Genomic DNA, 18,687 nt, shown 5'->3' on the forward strand with positions numbered 1-18,687 from the left:
ATGACGCACACTCATATACCGCGCATCTCAGGGGTGTTGCGCTCCCCCATCACCTTCTCCGTGCTCGCGGGCCTGGTCATCGGCGCCCTGTTCCTGGTCGGCACCGGCGCGGACCCGCTCACCGCCTACAGCGCCGTCCTCACCGGCTCGCTCGGCGCCGACGGCATCGGCTCCACGCTGAGCACCGGCACCAGCGTGCTCGGCATGGCGCTCGCGCTGGCGATCCCGCTGCGGGCCGGGCTGATCAACCTCGGCGGCGACGGACAGATGGTCCTCGGCGGCATCACGGCGGCCGTGACCGGCCTCTACTCCCCGCTGCCCGCGCCCCTCACCGTCGTCCTGGCGCTGCTCGCGGGCATGGCGGCGGGCGCCGCGTACGCCGCCCTGGCCGCCCTGTGCGAGAACCGCCTCGGCGTCCCGCTCCTGGTCAGCAGCCTGCTGCTGAGCTACCCGGCGGTCTCGCTCGCCTCCTACCTCGCGCGCTACCCGCTCAAGGAACCCGGCTCCAGCCTCCCCCAGACCCGCGCGATGCCGGACGGCGTGGCACTGCCCGCGTTCGGCGACTCGACGGTGACCGTGGGGCTGCTCCTCGTCGTCCTCGCGGCGGCCGCGTACTGGTTCACCGACAGGCGCACGGCCTTCGGCTACGAGATCCGCATGACCGGCCTCAACTCCCGTTTCGCCGCCTACGCGGGCGTCGAACGCCGGGGTCTGACCCTCAAGTTGATGTCCGTGTCGGGTGCGTTGGCCGGACTCGTGGGCGCCATAGGGGTGTTGAGCTTCCCGTACCGCTTCGTGGACGGCTCGCTGACCGCGCCGGGTTACACCTGGACAGGCCTGACGGCAGCCCTGCTCGCCGCCGCGGCACCGCTCGGCACAGTCGTCGCCTCCTTCTTCTTCGCCGTCCTCGCGGTCGGCGGGCTGGCGATGGAGCGGACGACCGAGGTGCCGCGCGAGCTGACGCAGGTGCTCCAGGCCATCGTGATCGTGTTCCTCGCGGCCCGACTCCGCTTCCCGACGAAGTGGTTCAGCAGGCGCACTCAGGAAAGCGGGGCCGTCTGATGTTCTTCGACTCGGATCTGCTGATGTCGGCGCTGCGCGCGCTGACCCCGATCCTGCTGGCCGCGCTGGGCGGTGCCCTGTGCGAGCGTGCGGGGGTCTTCAACATCGGCCTCGAAGGCATGATGCTGATGGGCTGTTTCACGTCGGTGGCCACGAGTTGGTTCACGGGCAGCGCCTGGCTCGGCGTCCTCGCGGCGGCGCTCGCGGCAGCCGCGTACTCGTTGATCCTCGCCGTCGGTGCGGTAACTCTGCGCGGGGACGCGGTGGTTCTCGGAATCGCCATGAATCTCCTGGCAGTTGGCCTGACCAGCTTCCTCCTGCGTACGGTCTTCGGTGTGCAGGGCACTTTCGACGATCCGTCACTCGCCGGGCTGCCGTTGATCGGTGGCTTCACCCCGCTCGCGTATCTGGCGTTCGTCGCGGTCGCGGTGGCCGCGGTGATGCTGTCCCGGCATGTGTGGGGGCTCAGGCTGCGCGGGGTCGGTGAGGCGCCCGACGCGGCGGCGACGCTCGGGGTGAGCCCGGCGAAGTACAAGTACGCGGCGGTGCTGATCTCCGGGGTCCTGTGCGGACTCGCGGGGGCCCAACTCGCGCTCGGCAACGTCACGTTGTTCTCCGAGAACATGACGGCGGGCCGGGGCTGGATCGCGGTCGTCGCGGTGATGCTCGGCCGCGCGGCACCCGTCGGCGTGCTGCTCGCCGCGCTGCTCTTCGGTCTCGCCGAGGCCGCCGGCTTCCGCCTCCAGGGTGTCGGCCTGCCCCAACAGGCAACCGACGCCGCGCCGTACGTCGTGACCCTCGTCGCCCTCTTCCTCTCGACGGCCCGCCGCCGTCGCCGTACCGTCAACTCCCCTTCCGGAGCCACCACATGACGCAGGACCTGCTGCCCATCACCCGCATACCGCGCACCGGACTTCCGGCGCACGCGGTCGTCGTCGGCGACCCGGCGCGCGCCGCCGCCGTGGCCGCGCTGCTGGACGGTGCCGAGGAGGTGTCGTACCACCGCGAATACCGTGTGTTCAGCGGGAGTTGGAAGGGCCTGCCGGTCACGATCGCCTCGCACGGGGTGGGCGGACCGGGCGCGATCCTGCTGTTCCAGGAACTGGCGGACGCGGGGGTCCGCACCTTCCTGCGCTTCGGCACGGCGGGCGCGATGAAGCCCGGCATCGGCGACGGCGACCTCGTCATCGCGGAGGCGGCCGTACGGGACGACGGCGTCACCCAGCAGTTGCTCCCGCCCGAGTACCCGGCCGTCGCCGCCCCCGAGGCGGTCCTGGCCCTCCAGCGCGCGGCCCGCGAGGCCGACGCCCCGCACCACCGAGGGATCGTGTGGACCCGGGCAGCCTTCCAGCCCGGCCTCCTCCCCCTCTTCTCCTACGACGGCGCGGGGCTCGCGGCGATCGAGATGGAGCTGTCGGCGCTGCTGGTGACGGCCTCGCTGCGGGGGCTTGTCGCGGGCGGGGTGCTGGTCATCGACGGCGCCAATGCCGATGAACTCGTCGACGCCGAGACCACCGGTGGGTACGACCCGCACCGGGAGGTCGTCGCGGCCGGTGTCGAGCGGGGCGCGGTCGTCTCGCTGGAGGCGCTGCGGCTGCTGGCGGAGGGGAGCGAGGCGTGAGCATCGATCTGTTGCTGCACGGCGGGGACGTCCTCACCGTCGACGAAGCCGGAACTGTCGTACGGGACGGGGCTGTTGCCGTTCACGAGGGCGAGATCGTCGCCGTAGGGACGGCCGAGGAGCTGACAACTCGGTTCACGGCGACGGAGTCCATTGACACTGAGGGCTGTCTCGTCCTGCCCGGGCTGATCAACGCGCACACCCACCTCGCGATGACGTTGCTGCGTGGTCGCGCCGACGACGTCACTCTCCAGGGCTTCCTGGAGCGGGTGTTGAAGTGGGAGGCCGAGCTGCTGGCGCCGAAGAACGTGGCGGCGGCGGTGCGGCTCGCGGTGGCGGAGAGCGTGCGGGCCGGGGTGACCTCGGCGCTCGACATGTACTGGTTCCACGAGGCGGCCGAGCAGGCGGCCCGTGAGGCGGGCTGGCGGCTGCACACCGGGCCCACCTTCATGGACGTACCTCAGCCGCCGGACGGCATCGCGTACGAGGACCGACTCGACTGGGCGCGAAGGGACTTGGCGGCAAGGGGCGAGGCACGTCCGGGCCTGCGTCCGATCCTGTTCGCGCACTCGACGTACACCCTCGCCCCCGACCAGCTCGTCGAAATCGCCGCCTTGGCACGGGAGTTCGGGGCGCTGCTGCACATCCACGCGGCGGAGAACCCGACCGAGGTCGCCACCGTCGAGGTCAAGTACGGCAAGCGGCCTGTGGAGTTGCTCGACTCGCTCGGGCTGCTCGGTCCCGATCTGCTGCTCGCGCACGCCGTGGACCTGACCGGCCCGGAGATCGCGGCGCTGGCCCGCACGGGCACGTCGGTGGCCCACTGTCCGGTGTCGAACCTGAAGTTGGGCTGCGGGATCGCGCCCGTACCCCGGCTGCTCAGCGCGGGCGTCACCGTCGGGCTGGGTACCGACGGGGCCGTCAGCTCCAACACGCTGGACGTGCTGGGCGCCGTACGGCAGGCCGCGCTCGTGCACAAGGCGGGCGGTGACCCGACGGCGGTCGGTGCCGAAGAGGCCGTACGGATGGCGACGATCGAGGGCGCGCGGGCGCTGGGCCTGGGGGATCACCTGGGGTCGCTCGAGGCCGGGAAGCGGGCCGATCTGATCGTGCTCGACCTGGGGGCACCGCATCTGCGGCCGTCGCACGACCCGTGGTCGACGCTCGCGTACGCGGCGCACTCGGCGGACGTACGGGACACGGTCGTGGACGGCCGGGTGCTGATGCGGAACCGGACACTGGCCACGCTGGACGAGGAAGCCGTGCTCGCGGAGCTCGAATCACTTGCCTGAGCTGTGGATTTCCCTCCCGTTCAGCCCACTGAACCCCCATAATATGCCTGATACATCGGATGTCTGAGCAACAGGGAGGCCGGCCATGGCAGTCACCGATGAGGCGATCGAGAAAATCAAGGGAATGATCGTCTCCGGCGCGCTGCGTCCCGGGGACCGGCTGCCCAAGGAGAGCGAACTCGCCGCCGAACTGGGCCTGTCCCGCAACTCCCTGCGGGAGGCCGTGCGTGCCCTCTCGCTGATCCGCATCCTGGATGTGCGGCAGGGCGACGGCACGTACGTCACGAGTCTGGATCCTCAACTCCTGCTGGAGGCGCTGAGTTTCGTCGTCGACTTCCACCGGGACGACACGGTCCTCGAATTCCTGGCGGTACGGCGGATTCTGGAGCCCGCGGCCACGGGGATGGCGGCGCTGCGGATCAGCGAGCAGCAACTGGACGCGCTCAGCGCCCAGTTGGACGCGCTCGGCGGGGCGCCCTCGGTGGAGGAACTGGTCGCCTGCGACCTGGAGTTCCACCGGGGCATCGTGCAGAGTTCCGGCAACTCGGTGCTCTGCTCGCTCCTGGACGGTCTGTCGGGACCGACCACGCGGGCCCGGATCTGGCGCGGTCTGACGCAGGAGGACGCGGTGAGCCGGACCCTGCACGAGCACCGGGCGATCCTGGGCGCGCTGCGCGACCGGGACGCGGAGGCGGCGCGGTCGTGGGCGACGGTGCACATCGCGAGCGTGGAGCAGTGGCTGCGTTCGACCCTGTGATCGAGCCGGTGCTCGAGTGGGCGGCCGGTTGATCCATCGGAGGAGTGACCGGCCGGTCCGCGTCTGCACAGGGTGCCGATCTTGTGTGTTCGAGCGTCCCGGACGGGGCAGGCATGGGGTCACTCCCCCGTGCAAGGGGGCTGCGGGCGCCCCCGTCGGACGCCGTAAGGTTGGGGCGTAGGCGAGGGCAGATCGGAAGGAGGCGCTGGGTGATCGAGCTGGAGGGGGTTCCCGAGCTGATCGACCCAGTGATGGTGGCCGCGTTCGAGGGCTGGAACGACGCCGGCGACGCCGCCTCCACCGCGGTCGCGCACCTGGACAAGGAGTGGAAGGGCGAGGTGTTCGCGGCCCTGGACGCCGAGGACTACTACGACTTCCAGGTCAACCGGCCCACGGTGTGGATGGATTCCGGTGTGCGAAAGATCACTTGGCCCACGACCCGCCTCTCGGTGGTCCGGGTCGGCGGCGAGAAGCCGCGTGATCTCGTACTCGTCCGAGGTATCGAACCGTCGATGCGCTGGCGCTCGTTCTGCAACGAGCTGCTGGGCTTCGCGCACGAGCTGGGCGTGGAGCTGGTGGTGATCCTGGGCGCGCTGCTCGGTGACACCCCGCACACCCGTCCGGTGCCGATCAGCGGGACCACGTCCGACGCGGACCTGGCGCAACGGATGGACCTGGAGGAGACCAAGTACGAGGGTCCCACCGGGATCGTCGGCATCCTCCAGGAGGCGTGCACGCACGCGGGCGTACCGGCCGTGTCGCTGTGGGCTGCGGTGCCGCACTACGTGTCGCAGCCGCCGAACCCGAAGGCCACCCTGGCGCTGCTGAACCGCCTGGAGGACCTGATCGACGTGCGCATCCCGCTGGGTGAGCTGCCCGAGGACGCGCGCGCCTGGCAGGTCGGCGTGGATCAACTGGCCGCCGAGGACAGCGAGGTGGCCGAGTACGTGCAGACGCTGGAGGAGGCCCGCGACACCGCGGAGCTGCCGGAGGCGTCGGGCGAGGCGATCGCCCGCGAATTCGAGCGCTATCTGCGCAGGCGGGACGGCGGTGGCAGTCCGCCGCCCGGTGGGCATGCCACGGCGGACGGCAGCGACAGCGCGTCGTATCTGCGGGACAACCCCGGCGCCGGCCGCCCGAAGCCGACGAGACCCACGAAGCCGGACACGGAGCCCGAGGCCGGGTCCGAGGGCGACGACGAGGACTCCTCCGAGGAGTGAGCCGTGAAAAGAAGGCGGTGCGCGTGACGCGCACCGCCTTCTTCGTGTTCGGCGACCGCTACAGGGCCACGCCCAGCAGGGCGTCCACGGCACGGGACACGACACCGGGGGCGCCTTCGTCGGTGCCGCCGTCCGACTCCTGGAGGGCCGCCCAGCGGTCCACGGCGGCGAGTGCGGCCGGGGCGTCCAGGTCGTTGGCCAGGGCCTCGCGGATCTCCTCTACGAGCGGCTCGGCGGACGGGCCGTCGGGCCGGGAGACGGCGGCACGCCAGCGGCCGAGCCGGGCGACCGCGTCCACGAGCACCTGGTCGGTCCACTCCCAGTCGGAGCGGTAGTGGTGGGCGAGCAGGGTGAGCCGGATGGCGGCCGGGTCGACGCCCTCGCGGCGCAGCGCGGAGACGAAGACGAGGTTGCCCCGGGACTTCGACATCTTCTCGCCGCCGAGGCCGACCATGCCGGCGTGGACGTACGCCTTGGCCATGGGGAACTCGCCGGTCAGCACCTGGGCGTGCGAGGCGCCCATCTCGTGGTGCGGGAAGGCGAGGTCGGAGCCGCCGCCCTGTACGTCGAAGCCCATGCCGAGGTGGTCCAGGGCAATGGCCACGCACTCGATGTGCCAGCCGGGCCGGCCGCGGCCGAGCGAGCCGCCGTCCCAGCTCGGTTCGCCCTCGCGGGCCGCCATCCAGAGCATCGGGTCGAGCGGGTTCTTCTTGCCCGGGCGGTCCGGGTCGCCGCCGCGCTCGGCGGACAGCAGGCGCATCGCGGCGGCGTCGAGGTTCGAGACCCTGCCGAAGTGGGGGTCGGAGCCGACGGAGAAGTAGACGTCGCCCTCGAGTTCGTAGGCGGCACCGGCGTCCCTGAGACGTTCGACGAGCGGCACGATGCCGGGTATCGCCTCGACCGCGCCGATGTACTGCTGCGGGGGCAGCATGCGCAGGGCGGTCATGTCCTCGCGGAAGAGCGCGGTCTCCTTCTCGGCGAGGGCGACCCAGTCGACGCCGTCGCGCTCGGCGCGCTCCAGGAGCGGGTCGTCGACGTCGGTCACGTTCTGGACGTAGTGAACCTGCCGCTTGGTGTCGAGCCACACGCGCTGCACGAGGTCGAACGCGTTGTAGGTCGCCGCGTGCCCCATGTGGGTGGCGTCGTACGGCGTGATGCCGCAGACGTAGATACGGGCGACGGGACCGGTGTCAGGGGTGACCAGACCGCCGGTCGCGGTGTCGTGGATCCGGAGGTCGCGGCCCTTGCCGGGAAGGGCGGGGACCTCAGAAGCGGGCCAGGCATACATGTCATGAGCGTAACCGGACAGATGTTTCGCATACGAACCGGACCAGGCCGGATGACCGGTAAGGCGCTCTTGCGCAACCTTGATCGCCGTGCTCCTACACGGGCGGCCACGGAATGGCCGGCCACTCCCCACTCGGCTCGGGATGCTTCCCGTCCGCGAGCAACGCGTCGACACGCGCGCGCGTGGCATCGAGTTCTACGGCGGTGATCAGCTCGGCGAGCTTCACGGCGAGCCCGCCGCCGTCCCTCAGCGCCTCCCTGAGCGCCTGGAGGACCTCGACCGCCTCCGGAGTGAGCGGCTCGCCCGCCCAGCCCCACAGGAGGGTGCGCAGCTTGTTCTCGGCGTTGAAGGTGACACCGTGGTCGATGCCGTAAAGGCGGCCCTCGTCGGCGGGCAGCAGATGGCCGCCCTTGCGGTCGGCGTTGTTGATGACGGCGTCGAGGACGGCGAGCCGCCGCAGCCGCTCGTCGTCGGCGTGCACCAGGAGGGCGGTCTTCCCTTCACCGACCTCGGCGAGGCCGATGGCCTTCCAGCCCGGCTCGGGCTCCTCGGCGTCGACCAGGGCGAGCAGTTCGGACTCGGCCGCCGTCTCGATCCACAGCTGGCACATGCCCTCGCCGTACGGTCCGTCGCGCAGCACGGTGGTCGGCACGAGATCCCAGCCGGTCGCCTCGGAGACCTCGTAGGCGGCGACCTCGCGCCGGGCGAGGTTGCCGTCCGGGAAGTCCCACAGGGGCCGCTCCCCGGCGACGGGCTTGTACACGCAGGACGCCTCGCGGCCCTCGTACGTCACGGAGCAGAACAGCACCGCGTTCGAGGCCTCGCGGATCTGTCCGCGCACTTTCAGCTCACCCTTGGCGAGCAGCTCGGCCGTGGTCACGCTCCGCGGCGGTATCCGTTCTGGCGCGGACATACGTGTCCTTCCGGGTCGAGCGGGAGGCTGCACAGCGGGCACGGCGGACGGCCGGCGTTGACGACGTCGAGGGCCCGCTTGGCGAAGGCGCGGGCCTGGGCGCCGGTGAGGCGGACCCGCAGCATCGGGGGTCCGTTCTCCTCGTCCTGGAGGAGTCGCTCCTCGGCCTCGGCGAGGTCCTCGTCGGTGTCGGCGTCGAGCTCGACGAGGGCCTGCGCCTCGACGATCATGCGCTGCTCCTCACCGTCCCAGGCGAGCGCCATGGTGCCGACGCGGAACTCCTCCTCGACGGGGGTCTCCAGCGGGCGGGTGTCGGAGATCTCGGTGGGGGTGACGGCGGGGACGGCCGCGCTGCCGCCACTGCGCCGTACGACCTCGTCCAGAAGCTCGTCCATGCGCTCGGCGAGCGCGGCGACCTGCGTCTTCTCCAGGGCCACGCTGGTCACCCGAGGGCCGGCGGCGGCCTGGAGGAAGAACGTACGGCGCCCGGGCAGACCGACCGTACCGGCTACGAAGCGGTCCGGCGGGTCGTAGAGGAACACCTGACGGGACACGTCCTGTCTCCATTGGAATCGACTGCTGACAAGTGCGGCGCTACTGCGACCGCTTCACCCTACTGCGGCCGACGATCACGGTGCGCCCGCGCCGCCCCCGACCGGGGCGTCGTCGCCCGGGGGCTCCTCGCGCGGCGCCAGGGAGGCGAGGTCACCGGTGTCCCCGAGCCGTACGAGAAAGGGCCTGAGACGGGTGTAACGGATCGCGGTGATGGAACACGGTTCTACGGAGATCCGCTGGAAGAGGTCCAGATGAAGTCCGAGTGCGTCCGCGACAAGGGACTTGATGATGTCGCCGTGCGAACACATGAGGTAGACGGCGTCGGCGCCGTGATCGCGCTCCACGCGCGCGTTCCACTCGCGTACGGCCTCGGCCGCGCGGGTCTGCATCGACCGCATCGACTCGCCGCCGGGGAACGCCGCGGCCGAGGGGTGCGCCTGGACGACCTCCATCAGGGGCTCGTCCTTGAGCTCGGCGAGCTTGCGGCCGGACCAGTCGCCGTAGTGGCACTCCCCGATCCGCTCGTCGGTGTGCGCGCGCAGGTCGGGGCGGGCGTCCAGGAGGGGCTGGAGGGTCTCCTGGCAGCGCTGCAGCGGGCTGGTGACGACCTCGGCGATCGGCAGCGCGGCGAGCCGTCCGGGGAGCGCGGCGGCCTGGGCGTTGCCGCGCTCGTCGAGGGCGACACCGGGTGTCCAGCCGGCGAGCACTCCCCCGGTGTTGGCGGTCGAACGTCCGTGCCGGACAAGGATCAACGTGGGCATGCCGCCAAGGGTAGGCGTACGCCAGGGTGCGACTTGGGCCGGACGGCGGGAGAATACGCACCGTGATCGTCGACTACGCCATCTACCGTGACGGACGCCGGACGGAGGGGCCCGGCGACTTCTCCGACGGCCTGGACCACTGTCGTCGGGTGGGTGACGCGTTCGTCTGGATCGGCCTCTACGAGCCCACGGAGAGCGAGTTCGACAAGGTCACCCAGGAGTTCGCGCTGCACCCGCTGGCCGTCGAGGACGCCCTGACCGCGCATCAGCGGCCCAAGCTGGAGGTCTACGACGACTCGCTGTTCATGGTCCTCAAGCCGGTGGGCTACGAGGCGGACAGCGACGCGGTCACCTCCGGCGAGGTCATGGTCTTCGTGGGCGACTCCTTCGTGGTGACCGTCCGGCACGGCGAGGAGGCCCCTCTGGCGGCCGTACGGCACCGTCTCGAGGAGGAGCCGGAGATGCTGCGGCACGGGCCCACGGCGGTGCTGTACTCGATCGCGGACGCGGTGGTCGACCACTACGTGGACGTGGCGGGCGAGTTGCAGACCGACCTGGAGGAGCTGGAGGCGGCGGTGTTCTCGCCGACCGGCGGCGGCTCGCGGACCACGGCGTCACGGATCTACACCTTCAAGCGGCAGATCCTGGAGTTCCGCCGGGCCACCGGACCGCTCGCGCAGCCGCTGTCCCGGCTCGCGGGTGTCGGGTTCGCCGGTGACCGGGTGCGGTTCGTGCACGACAAGGCGCGGCCGTTCTTCCGGGACGTGAACGACCACCTGATGAAGGTCAACGAGTCCGTGGAGGGCCTGGACCGGCTGGTGTCGGACGTCCTGGCGGCGCATCTCGCGCAGACCGGCGTCCGCCAGAACGACGACATGCGGAAGATCTCCGGGTGGGCCGCCATGGCCGCGGTCCCCACGATGATCGCGGGTATCTACGGCATGAACTTCGACCACATGCCGGAGCTGCACTGGCTGTGGGGGTATCCGGCGGCGGTCCTGCTGATGGCGGCCCTGGAGGTGCTGCTGTACCGGATGTTCAAGCGGCGCGGCTGGCTGTAGCGGCCTCCGCTCAGGCCCCGCTCCGGCTCACGCGAACTCGGGTGCCGCGGTGGCCGGTCCCCCGAGGGCGTCGCGGCGTTCCGGCATCCTCAGGGACACCATCCGCCGCCAGCCGCCGAGTCGTTCGTACGCGTACACGGCGTGGATGCCGGCCGCCAGGGCCGCCGACTTGGCGCGCGGCCAGCCGAGGACGCGTCCCATGTGGCCCATCACGGCGAGGCTGACGTCCCGGTAGATCCGGATCTCCGCCAACGCGCACTCGCGCAGCGTCCGTTGGATGGCGAGGCCGTGTCCGGCGGCCGCGAAGCGCAGCAACTCCTCGTGGCAGTAGGCGAGATGGTTGTCCTCGTCGTTCGAGATCATCCGTACCGCGCGGCCGAGGTCGGGGTGGTCGGCGAAGTGCCTGCGCAGCAGGTCCATCTGCTCGGAGGCGCGCTGTTCGGTGACCCGGCTGTGCGCGAGGTAGGTGACGACGTCCTGGACGGTCAGTGCGGCCTCGCCCTTGAGCTTCTCGTGCGCGAGACCGATGCCATGCCGCTCCAGCAGCATCGTGTAGTCGGTGTCGGCGGGCACCTGGACGGGTTCGAGGCCGCGCTTCTTCAGAAGGGCGTTGAAAATGCGCCCGTGCTTGTCCTCGTCGGCGCCGTGCCGGCTGATCTTGGGGGCGAGGTCGCGTTCGGTGGGCGGGACGAGCACGGCGATGCGCCCGTTCTCCCAGCCGCCCTGCGATTCACCACTGGCCGCGATGGAGCAGAAGAGCCGGAACGACTCGTCGTTGTCGAGGATCTCCTGGAACAGACTCTTAGCCGAAAGCATCTGAAGCCACCTCCATGCAGGATTTCGCCGTATTCCGCAAAAAACGAGTCAAATGCGGCATCAGAGGTGCTGCAACAGCAGTGTCGGACAACTCCGCCAAAAGGAGGACCGCGGATGTCCCTACGGGGGCGTAACCGCACGGCCTGCCGCGCGTTGTTCCCCGTGACGGCCGTGGCGGGGAAGACCCCCCGAGCCCCCACCACGGCCGTAGAAAACTTCCGTACGACAGAGCCTCGCTATGCGAGACCCGCGCGCTCCAGTGCCTCGGTTCCTGCGCGGAGGGCGGCGATCCGTTCCTCCAGGGTCCAGCCCGCCGGGGCGAGCGTCAGGGTGGTGACACCGGCCGCCGCGTACTCCTTCATCCGGTCCGCGATGCGGTCCACGGAGCCCAGGAGCGTCGTCTTGTCGATCAGGTCGTGCGGGATGGCGGCCGCGGCACCTTCTTTGTCGCCGGCCAGGTACTTGTCCTGGATCTCGGCGGCGGCGGCCTCGAAGCCCATGCGCTGGGCCAGTTTGTTGTAGAAGTTCTGCTGCCGGCTGCCCATGCCACCGACGTACAGCGCGGTGTACGGGCGGAAGGTGTCGGCGAGCTTCTCGACGTCCTTGTCCTCGCCGAAGGCGAGCGGGACCGTCGGGACGATGTCGAAGCCTTCGAGGGTCTTCCCGGCCTTCTCGCGCCCGGCCCGCAGGTGCTTGATGGCGGTGTCCTCAAGATGCTCGGCGGACGGGAAGATGAGCAGCGCGCCGTCGGCGATCTCGCCGGTCTGCTCCAGGTTCTTCGGGCCGATCGCCGCGATGTACAGCGGGATGTGCTCGCGCTCCGGGTGCACGGTCAGCTTGAGGGGCTTGCCGGGGCCGCCGGGCAGCGGCAGCGTCCAGTGCTCGCCGTCGTAGGACAGCCGCTCGCGGGTCATCGCCTTGCGGACGATCTCGACGTACTCACGTGTGCGTGCCAGCGGCTTGTCGAACTTGACGCCGTACCAGCCCTCGGAGACCTGCGGGCCCGAGACGCCGATGCCGAGGCGGAAGCGGCCGCCGGAGAGCGAGTCGAGGGTCGCGGCGGTCATCGCGGTCATGGCGGGCTGGCGGGCCGGGATCTGGAAGATGGCCGAGCCGACGTCGATGCGCTCGGTCTGCGCGGCGACCCAGGTGAGCACCGTGGCCGCGTCGGAGCCGTAGGCCTCGGCGGCCCAGCACACCGCGTAGCCGAGACGGTCGGCCTCCTGCGCCACGGCGAGATTGTCGCCGTCCATTCCGGCACCCCAGTAGCCGAGGTTGATCCCGAGCTGCATGGCAGACCCCTTACCCATCAGTAACGTCGCTGTTGTGCCGACCCTAGCGCGAGGTGGTCCGGGCGGACAGGACGGGTGCCGGTGAGCGGTCACGGAGCGTGCCCTGCGAGGGACTGTGGATCATCGTGGAAATCGGTTATCCACAGGCAACCACAGCGCAGGTTCAGGCCAGTAATCTCGGCGTTCATGGAGCAGAGGCATCTCGGCCGTACCGGCCTTCGTGTGTCCCGGATCGGACTCGGCACCCTCACGTGGGGGCGCGACACCGACGAGCATGACGCCGCGGACCTGTTGAAGGCGTTCTGGGAGGCCGGCGGCACCCTCGTCGACACGGCGGACGTGTACGGCGACGGGGAGGCCGAGTATCTGCTCGGACAGCTCATAGAGGGGCTCGTGCCGCGCCGGGACCTGGTCATCTCGACGAAGGCGGGGAGCGTACCCGACCCCGACCGCCGCTTCGACGGCTCGCGCGGCCACTTGCTCGCCGCGCTGGACGCCTCGCTGGCCCGCCTCGGCACGGACTACGTCGACGTGTGGCACATCCACGCCTTCGACCCGTTCACCCCGCTGGAGGAGACCCTCCAGGCCCTGGACCTGGCGGTCAGCAGCGGGCGGGCGCGCTACGCGGGCGTCTCCAACTACTGCGGCTGGCAGTTGGCCAAGGCGGCGACCTGGCAACTGGCGGCGCCGGGCACGCGGACACGGCTGGCGAGCACACAGTTGGAGTACTCGCTGTTGCAGCGGGGCGTCGAGCGCGAGGTGCTGCCGGCCGCGCTGGACCTGGGCATCGGGCTGCTGCCCTCCTCCCCGCTCGGGCGCGGGGTCCTCACCGGCAAGTACCGGCACGCGACCCCGGCGGACTCGCGCGGCGCCTCGGAGCACATGGCGCCGTTCGTCGCGCCGTACCTCGACGACGCGGCGACGCGCATCGTGGACGCGGTGACCATCGCCGCGGACGGACTCGCCGTGACACCCCTCCAGGTCGCCCTCGCCTGGGTCCGCGACCGGCCCGGGGTGGCCGCCCCGATCGTCGGCGCGCGCAACGCGCAGCAGCTCACGGCCGCATTGTCAGTGGAGGCGCTTAGTCTTCCTGACGAGATCTGCCGAGCGCTCGACGATGTGTCGGCGCCTCTGCACCGCTATCCCGATCACGACTGGAGCACGCTGTGAGCACGGACCCGGAGACCACGGAGACCTCGCTGTCCGAGGACACGGAGGCCACACAGGGCGCCGTGGCGGACGCCGGCGCGGACACGGACACGGACACGGGCACGGACGCCGGCGCGGGAGCCGGGGGCGCGGACGGGGGGTCGGCCGGGGAGAGTTCGGCCGCCGACGGGCCGGATGCCGAGGCAGGCACCGAGGACACGGACGGGGACGCCGAGAGCACAGTCGCGGAGGCCGCAGAAGGCGCCGAGGGTGCCGGTGAGGCCACCGCCGAGGTTGTCGCCGCCGAACTGTCCGAGGCCGCCGCCGAGTTGCTGGCGCAGCGGCTGGAGCGGGAGCGGATCGAGCGGCGGAAGGCGGAGAAGACCGGGGCCATCGTGGCCGGGACCAAGCTCAGCGGGACGGCCGCCGAGCTGCTCGCGGCGGTGCGGGCCGTGGAGAGCGGCGAGAAGCCCGTGGCCGTCCCCTTCGCCAAGCCGGAGCCCGCCCCGCGCCCGTCCGCCGCCCCGGAGGCGGTGCGGCGGCCACAGCCCGCCGCGGCCGAGCCCGGCGTCCCCGCGACCGAGACCGTCGAGTCCGTACGGCGTGTGCTGGCCGAGGGCGGCGCGCCCGAGACGCTCGCGGCACAGGTCGCGGCGGCGCTCGGCGAGAGCGGTGACGATCAACTCCGCGAGGATCCTTGGCAGTTGCTGCGCGTCCCGGGTGTACGGCCTGAGCAGGCCGACGGGTTCGCGCGGGCCCTGCTCGGCGCGGAGTGCGCGCCGGACGACGAGCGGCGCGGCCGGGCGGTCGTCGGCTGGCTCCTGGAGCAGGCGGCTCTGGCCGGGCATACGGCCCTGGAGGCGGCGGCGTTGACGGCCGCACTGGCCAAGCAAGGTGTGCCCGACCCGGACGCGGCGACGCAGAGCGCCATCGCGGAGGGCGAAGTGCTGGTCTTCCAGGACGCGTTGGACGAGCCCGCGGTCCCGGTGCAGCGGACGGACGACGCGTCCGATTCCGCTGAGGATCCGGAGGTCGAGGAGCGTCCTGTCCGTGTGCTGATCGGCCTGGAGCGGTACGCACTCGCCGAGGAGAGCCTCGCCGACGGACTCGCCAAGGTGATCAACTCGGTGCCGAAGGAGGACGGTTCGGCGGCGGAGTGGGAGCAGGCGGGTGCCGCCAAGGGATCCACCGGCGAGCTGATCCGCGCGGTCGCGGCACACGGCCTGGTGCTGCACACCGGCGGGGAGGCGTCCCTGGAGGAACCGGCGGCACTGCTCGGCGCCGCGGCGGGCTTCGGGCTGCGCGCCTGGGCCGCCGCCCACGGTCCGGTCGGCCGGGACCGGTTCGCCGCGCTGCTGACCCGGTCCGCCGGGTCGGAAGGCGCGGCCTCGGACGACGGGCCCCGCGCGGCCACCGTCGCCGGGCTGCTGTCCGGTGCCGAAGGGCCCGGGCGGGACACCGACGGCGCCCTCGATCTGGATCTCCTCGTCGTGCTCGACGCGCCTCAACTGGACGTCGAGACGGCGGCGTTGCTCACCGAGTCGCTGCCGGACGGGGCGCGGCTGGTGCTGGCCGGGGACCCTGCGGTGCTGTGGTCGGCGGGTCCGGGGCGGGTCTTCGCCGATCTGCTCGCGTCGAAGGCCTGCCCCCAGGTCGTCTCACGGCGACCGGATCTCGGTCCCGTGGGCGAACTCGTCTCGGGCATCGGCATCGGCGAGCTCAACCAGGTGGAGGCCCCCGGCAAGGAGGTCGTGATCGTGCCGGTGCGGGACGCCGGTGAGGCCGTGCACCGGACCGTGCAGCTCGTCGCCGACTCGGTGCCGCGGGTGATCGGTGTCCCCGCCGAGCAGACGGTGGTGATCACGCCGGGCCATGGCGGCGCGGCGGGCACCCGTGCCCTCAACGTGGCGCTGAAGGAGCGGCTCAACCCCGGCCCCGGCCGCTTCGGCGGCTTCGACCCCGGCGACCGGATCGCGTACTCCCCCACCCCCGGGCGTACGGTCTCCGGCCGGGTGCTGATGGCCGACGCCAAGGGGCTGCACCTCGACTGCCCCGACGGCCTGGTCGTCGTACCGAAGGAGCGGGTGGAGCAGTCCGTGCGGCACGGGTGGGCGCTGACCGCGCACCAGGCGGTGGGGGTGCGGTGGCCGGCGGTGGTCGTGGTGCTGCCCGGGGACGCGGCGCAGGCACTCAGCCGGCCCTGGGTGTACACGGCGTTCAGCCGGGCGGACCGGCACCTGTCCGTGGTGCACGGCGTGGACCAGGCGCTCCCCCGAGCCGTCGCCGAGGTCCCGGCCAAGCCGCGCACGACCCGGCTGCCGGTCCTGCTGCGACCGCAGGTTCCGGCGGAGGTCTGAACCGGACGGCAGACGACGGAGGCCCGAACACGGAGGTCCGAACCGGATGACCGACAGCGGCAGTCGCGTCACGGAGGTCTGAGGCGGACAGGCGGCGACCATGGTCACGTCACGGCAGCCTGAGCCGACGGCCGACGACCACGGTGACGCCACGGAAGTCCTAGCCGGACGACAACGACGGCGGCGGTCATGGAGGGGTTGCCTCCGTGACCGCCGCCGTCGTCGTCGCAAACAGCGGGGCGTGGTGCGGCTCAGCGCTCCGCTTCCAGTGCCTCCAGGTCCTCGTCCTCGTCGAGATCCGCGTCCAGGTCGGGATCGAGTTCGTCGTCGATCACGTCCTCGATCTCGGCTCCGGGCTCGTCCACCTCGTCGATGTCGTCCAGTTCGTCGTCGATCTCGTCGTCGAAGACCGCGCTGACGTCGAAGCGGCAGACCACTCGCTGGGGATCGACCTGCTCGAAGGGGGCCTCCAGCCAGGAGCCCGGTTCGGCCGCTTCGTCGGCCGCGGTCACCCACAGCGTGGAGTCGCCCTCCTCCAGCCCGAACTCCTTGGGCCGGGAGGCGATCTCGTCCGCCTCGAACTCGTCGAAGAGGATGCCGAGCGCACCGTGGATCGTGCCGGAGGCCTCCGTGCCCGTGCCGTCGCCGACCGCCGCCTCAACCCGCTGCGCCTGGGCCAGCAGCCGCTGCGGCTCCGCCACGGCGTAGTCACGGCGGATCAGCACGCTCACCGCGTTCGGCTCCTCCGGGCCGGTGTACGGCGGCAGGGAGTCGTCGGTACCGGGGATCTCGAAAGGCGTGACCTCGTCATAACGGTCGTAGAGCAGCTCGTCGTAGACCTCGGCGGCCGCGGCGAGCTGGTTGAACGCCTCGTAGACGGCCGGGTCGTCCTCCCCCGACCGGGCTTCGACCGCGGCCAGGTGGCGGTCGAGCGCGGTCTTGACCGCCTCGGCGGCGGCGCGTACCTCGGCAGCGGTTGGCTGCGCAGCATCAGACATAGTGCAGACGCTATCCGTACCGGGGCTCTGCCCGCACAATAGATGCGATGCCGGAATACGAATTTGTCGACGTGTACGTACCGCGCGGGGTCTCCCGCAAGGACGCCACACGTCTGCTGACGGACCATGCCGAGTACGGACACTGGGAATTGGACCGACTGAGCCTGTTGCGCGACGGCAGTCGCAGGGTGCGGCTGCGCCGGCGGATCATCCGCCAGGTACGCGCGACGTGGTGAGCTGAGCCGGGCGAAACGGAGCGGGCCCCGACAGTGCGGGGCCCCTCCGTTGCGCAGATCACATCTTCCCGGGAGCTAGACCGAAGCCTTCGCCTTGCGGTAGAGCACCGCGCCCGCCAGCAGCGCGCCCGCGCCGACCGGCAGGGCGAGGCCCAGCGGCAGCTCGCTACCGGTGTGCGCGAGCTGCGGGGCCCCCTGGGAGTGGACGGCGGACTGCGCACCGGGCTGGTTCACGTGCGCGGAACCGGTCGGCGTGTGAACGCCCTTGATCGGCGAGGTACCGCCCGGCGAGGCGGGGTGACCGGGTGTGCCGGGGTGGCTCGGGGTCCCGGGGTGGCCCGGGTGACCTGGAGTCCCGGGGTGGCCCGGAGTCCCCGGAGGGGTCGTCCCGTGACCGCCGCCCGGAGGCGTGCCGTGGTGGCCACCGCCGCCGCCATGGTGACCGCCACCGTGGTTGCCACTGCCACCGTGGTGACCGCCTCCACCGTTGTGGCCTCCACCGTCGTGACCGCCACCATGGTCACCTCCGCCACCGTGGTGCCCCCCGCCGCCGTGATGGCCGCCTCCGCCACCGTGATGGCCGCCCCCACCGTCGTGACCGCCCCCGTGGTGCCCCCCACCGCCGGGAGGCGTCCCGTGGTCGTGGCCGCCGCTGTTCCAACTCCCGCCGTTGGCACAGTCGTTGCCGGTGACGGCGTTGCCGATGCCGATGACGTCGACGCTGTTGCCGCACACGTTCACCGGCGCGTCGATCGGTACCTGGACGTGGTTGCCCGAGCCGACACCGGGCGAGCCGGAAGCGTGTCCGCCGGCGTGCGAGCCCCCTGAGCCTCCGTGCGCGCCGTGTCCGCCGGAGCCGCCCGAGTTGCCGTAACCCCCCGAGTCGCCGTACCCACCGGACGAGCCGTGACCCCCCGAACCCCCATGGCCGTGACCACTGACGCCGCCCTGGTTGGCGCACTTGTTGCCGACGGCCGGGTTGAGGATCCCGACCACGTTCACGGTGTTGCCGCAGACGTTGACCGGCACATGCACCGGTGCCTGCACGGTGTTGCCGGACAGTACGCCGGGCGAGTTCGAACTGGACCCGTTCGCACCCGAGTCCGCGTGGGCGACACCGCCCGCGGCGGCGATCACCCCGGTCGCGGCCGCCATGGTCATCAAGCTCTTTCGAGTGACCTGTCGCATTGCTGAATTCCCCCCTGCCTTCATTCCTGACTGAAATTCCTCGCGCGACTTCTCGATCGACCTCTAGCTCGACTTCTAGCTCGACTTCTAGTTCGACCTATAGCTCGACTTCTCGATCGAT

At 71.4% G+C, this 18,687-nt stretch carries 18 protein-coding genes; 10 read left to right on the forward strand and 8 right to left on the reverse strand.

What is annotated here, in order from left to right; genetic code table 11:
• The 6 genes from OG223_RS12285 (at position 1) to OG223_RS12310 (ending at position 5,952) form a co-directional block, all read left to right on the forward strand.
• Positions 1-1,062 carry an ABC transporter permease gene (locus tag OG223_RS12285; protein WP_329246485.1) on the forward strand — a complete coding sequence of 354 codons (1,062 nt, stop codon included), beginning with the start codon at positions 1-3 and terminating at the stop codon, positions 1,060-1,062.
• Positions 1,062-1,934: an ABC transporter permease gene (locus OG223_RS12290; protein WP_329246487.1), complete on the forward strand. Its 873-nt coding sequence runs from the start codon at positions 1,062-1,064 to the stop codon at positions 1,932-1,934. Before OG223_RS12285 ends, OG223_RS12290 begins: the two co-directional genes overlap by 1 nt.
• Positions 1,931-2,683 (forward strand): nucleoside phosphorylase, encoded by a 753-nt coding sequence (locus tag OG223_RS12295; RefSeq protein WP_329246489.1) that lies wholly within the window; start codon positions 1,931-1,933, stop codon positions 2,681-2,683. The genes OG223_RS12290 and OG223_RS12295 overlap by 4 nt, the downstream gene beginning before the upstream one ends.
• Positions 2,680-3,975 (forward strand): amidohydrolase, encoded by a 1,296-nt coding sequence (locus OG223_RS12300; RefSeq protein WP_329246491.1) that lies wholly within the window; start codon positions 2,680-2,682, stop codon positions 3,973-3,975. The genes OG223_RS12295 and OG223_RS12300 overlap by 4 nt, the downstream gene beginning before the upstream one ends.
• An 85-nt stretch (positions 3,976-4,060) precedes the next feature.
• Positions 4,061-4,732, forward strand: a complete 672-nt coding sequence (locus OG223_RS12305; protein WP_033283704.1) for a FadR/GntR family transcriptional regulator — start codon at positions 4,061-4,063, stop codon at positions 4,730-4,732.
• Positions 4,733-4,941: 209 nt separating this feature from the next.
• Entirely contained in the window at positions 4,942-5,952 is a 1,011-nt protein-coding gene (locus tag OG223_RS12310; protein ID WP_329246495.1) for a PAC2 family protein, read from the forward strand.
• Between the two features lie 58 nt (positions 5,953-6,010).
• Here the strand turns inward: OG223_RS12310 and mshC are convergent, their stop codons facing one another.
• The 4 genes from mshC to OG223_RS12330 form a co-directional block, all read right to left on the reverse strand.
• Positions 6,011-7,240 (reverse strand): cysteine--1-D-myo-inosityl 2-amino-2-deoxy-alpha-D-glucopyranoside ligase, encoded by a 1,230-nt coding sequence (gene mshC / locus OG223_RS12315; RefSeq protein ID WP_329246498.1) that lies wholly within the window; start codon positions 7,238-7,240, stop codon positions 6,011-6,013.
• 94 nt (positions 7,241-7,334) lie between these two features.
• Entirely contained in the window at positions 7,335-8,153 is an 819-nt protein-coding gene (locus tag OG223_RS12320) for an SCO1664 family protein (protein ID WP_329246501.1), read from the reverse strand.
• Positions 8,117-8,707: a DUF3090 domain-containing protein gene (locus OG223_RS12325; protein WP_329246504.1), complete on the reverse strand. Its 591-nt coding sequence runs from the start codon at positions 8,705-8,707 to the stop codon at positions 8,117-8,119. Before OG223_RS12325 ends, OG223_RS12320 begins: the two co-directional genes overlap by 37 nt.
• A 75-nt stretch (positions 8,708-8,782) precedes the next feature.
• Positions 8,783-9,469 (reverse strand): histidine phosphatase family protein, encoded by a 687-nt coding sequence (locus OG223_RS12330; protein WP_329246506.1) that lies wholly within the window; start codon positions 9,467-9,469, stop codon positions 8,783-8,785.
• Between the two features lie 62 nt (positions 9,470-9,531).
• On the opposite strand from OG223_RS12330, the gene corA reads away from it, so the two are divergent.
• The gene (corA, locus tag OG223_RS12335) at positions 9,532-10,530 is read left to right on the forward strand and encodes a magnesium/cobalt transporter CorA (protein WP_329246509.1); all 999 of its coding nucleotides are present in this window, start codon (positions 9,532-9,534) and stop codon (positions 10,528-10,530) included.
• 27 nt (positions 10,531-10,557) lie between these two features.
• On the opposite strand, the gene OG223_RS12340 is transcribed toward corA, so the two are convergent.
• Together OG223_RS12340 and OG223_RS12345 are read right to left on the reverse strand one after the other, a co-directional pair.
• A complete protein-coding gene (locus OG223_RS12340; RefSeq protein ID WP_329246513.1) occupies positions 10,558-11,346 on the reverse strand; it encodes a ferritin-like domain-containing protein in 789 nt (262 codons plus the stop codon).
• 236 nt (positions 11,347-11,582) lie between these two features.
• Positions 11,583-12,638, reverse strand: a complete 1,056-nt coding sequence (locus OG223_RS12345) for an LLM class F420-dependent oxidoreductase (RefSeq protein ID WP_329246516.1) — start codon at positions 12,636-12,638, stop codon at positions 11,583-11,585.
• Between the two features lie 186 nt (positions 12,639-12,824).
• Between OG223_RS12345 and OG223_RS12350 the strand changes: the two genes are divergently transcribed.
• Together OG223_RS12350 and OG223_RS12355 are read left to right on the forward strand one after the other, a co-directional pair.
• Entirely contained in the window at positions 12,825-13,808 is a 984-nt protein-coding gene (locus OG223_RS12350) for an aldo/keto reductase (protein ID WP_329246519.1), read from the forward strand.
• The gene (locus tag OG223_RS12355) at positions 13,805-16,144 is read left to right on the forward strand and encodes a helix-hairpin-helix domain-containing protein (RefSeq protein ID WP_329246522.1); all 2,340 of its coding nucleotides are present in this window, start codon (positions 13,805-13,807) and stop codon (positions 16,142-16,144) included. Before OG223_RS12350 ends, OG223_RS12355 begins: the two co-directional genes overlap by 4 nt.
• A gap of 251 nt (positions 16,145-16,395) precedes the next feature.
• Here OG223_RS12355 and OG223_RS12360 read toward each other — a convergent pair whose 3' ends face one another.
• Entirely contained in the window at positions 16,396-17,142 is a 747-nt protein-coding gene (locus tag OG223_RS12360; protein ID WP_329246524.1) for a hypothetical protein, read from the reverse strand.
• A gap of 47 nt (positions 17,143-17,189) precedes the next feature.
• On the opposite strand from OG223_RS12360, the gene OG223_RS12365 reads away from it, so the two are divergent.
• The gene (locus OG223_RS12365; RefSeq protein ID WP_005485166.1) at positions 17,190-17,378 is read left to right on the forward strand and encodes a DUF5703 family protein; all 189 of its coding nucleotides are present in this window, start codon (positions 17,190-17,192) and stop codon (positions 17,376-17,378) included.
• 75 nt (positions 17,379-17,453) lie between these two features.
• Here the strand turns inward: OG223_RS12365 and OG223_RS12370 are convergent, their stop codons facing one another.
• A complete protein-coding gene (locus tag OG223_RS12370) occupies positions 17,454-18,566 on the reverse strand; it encodes a chaplin (RefSeq protein ID WP_329246527.1) in 1,113 nt (370 codons plus the stop codon).
• Positions 18,567-18,687 lie beyond the last annotated feature (121 nt).

It is taken from the genome of Streptomyces sp. NBC_01478, from assembly GCF_036227225.1.
Taxonomy (GTDB): Bacteria; Actinomycetota; Actinomycetes; order Streptomycetales; family Streptomycetaceae; genus Streptomyces.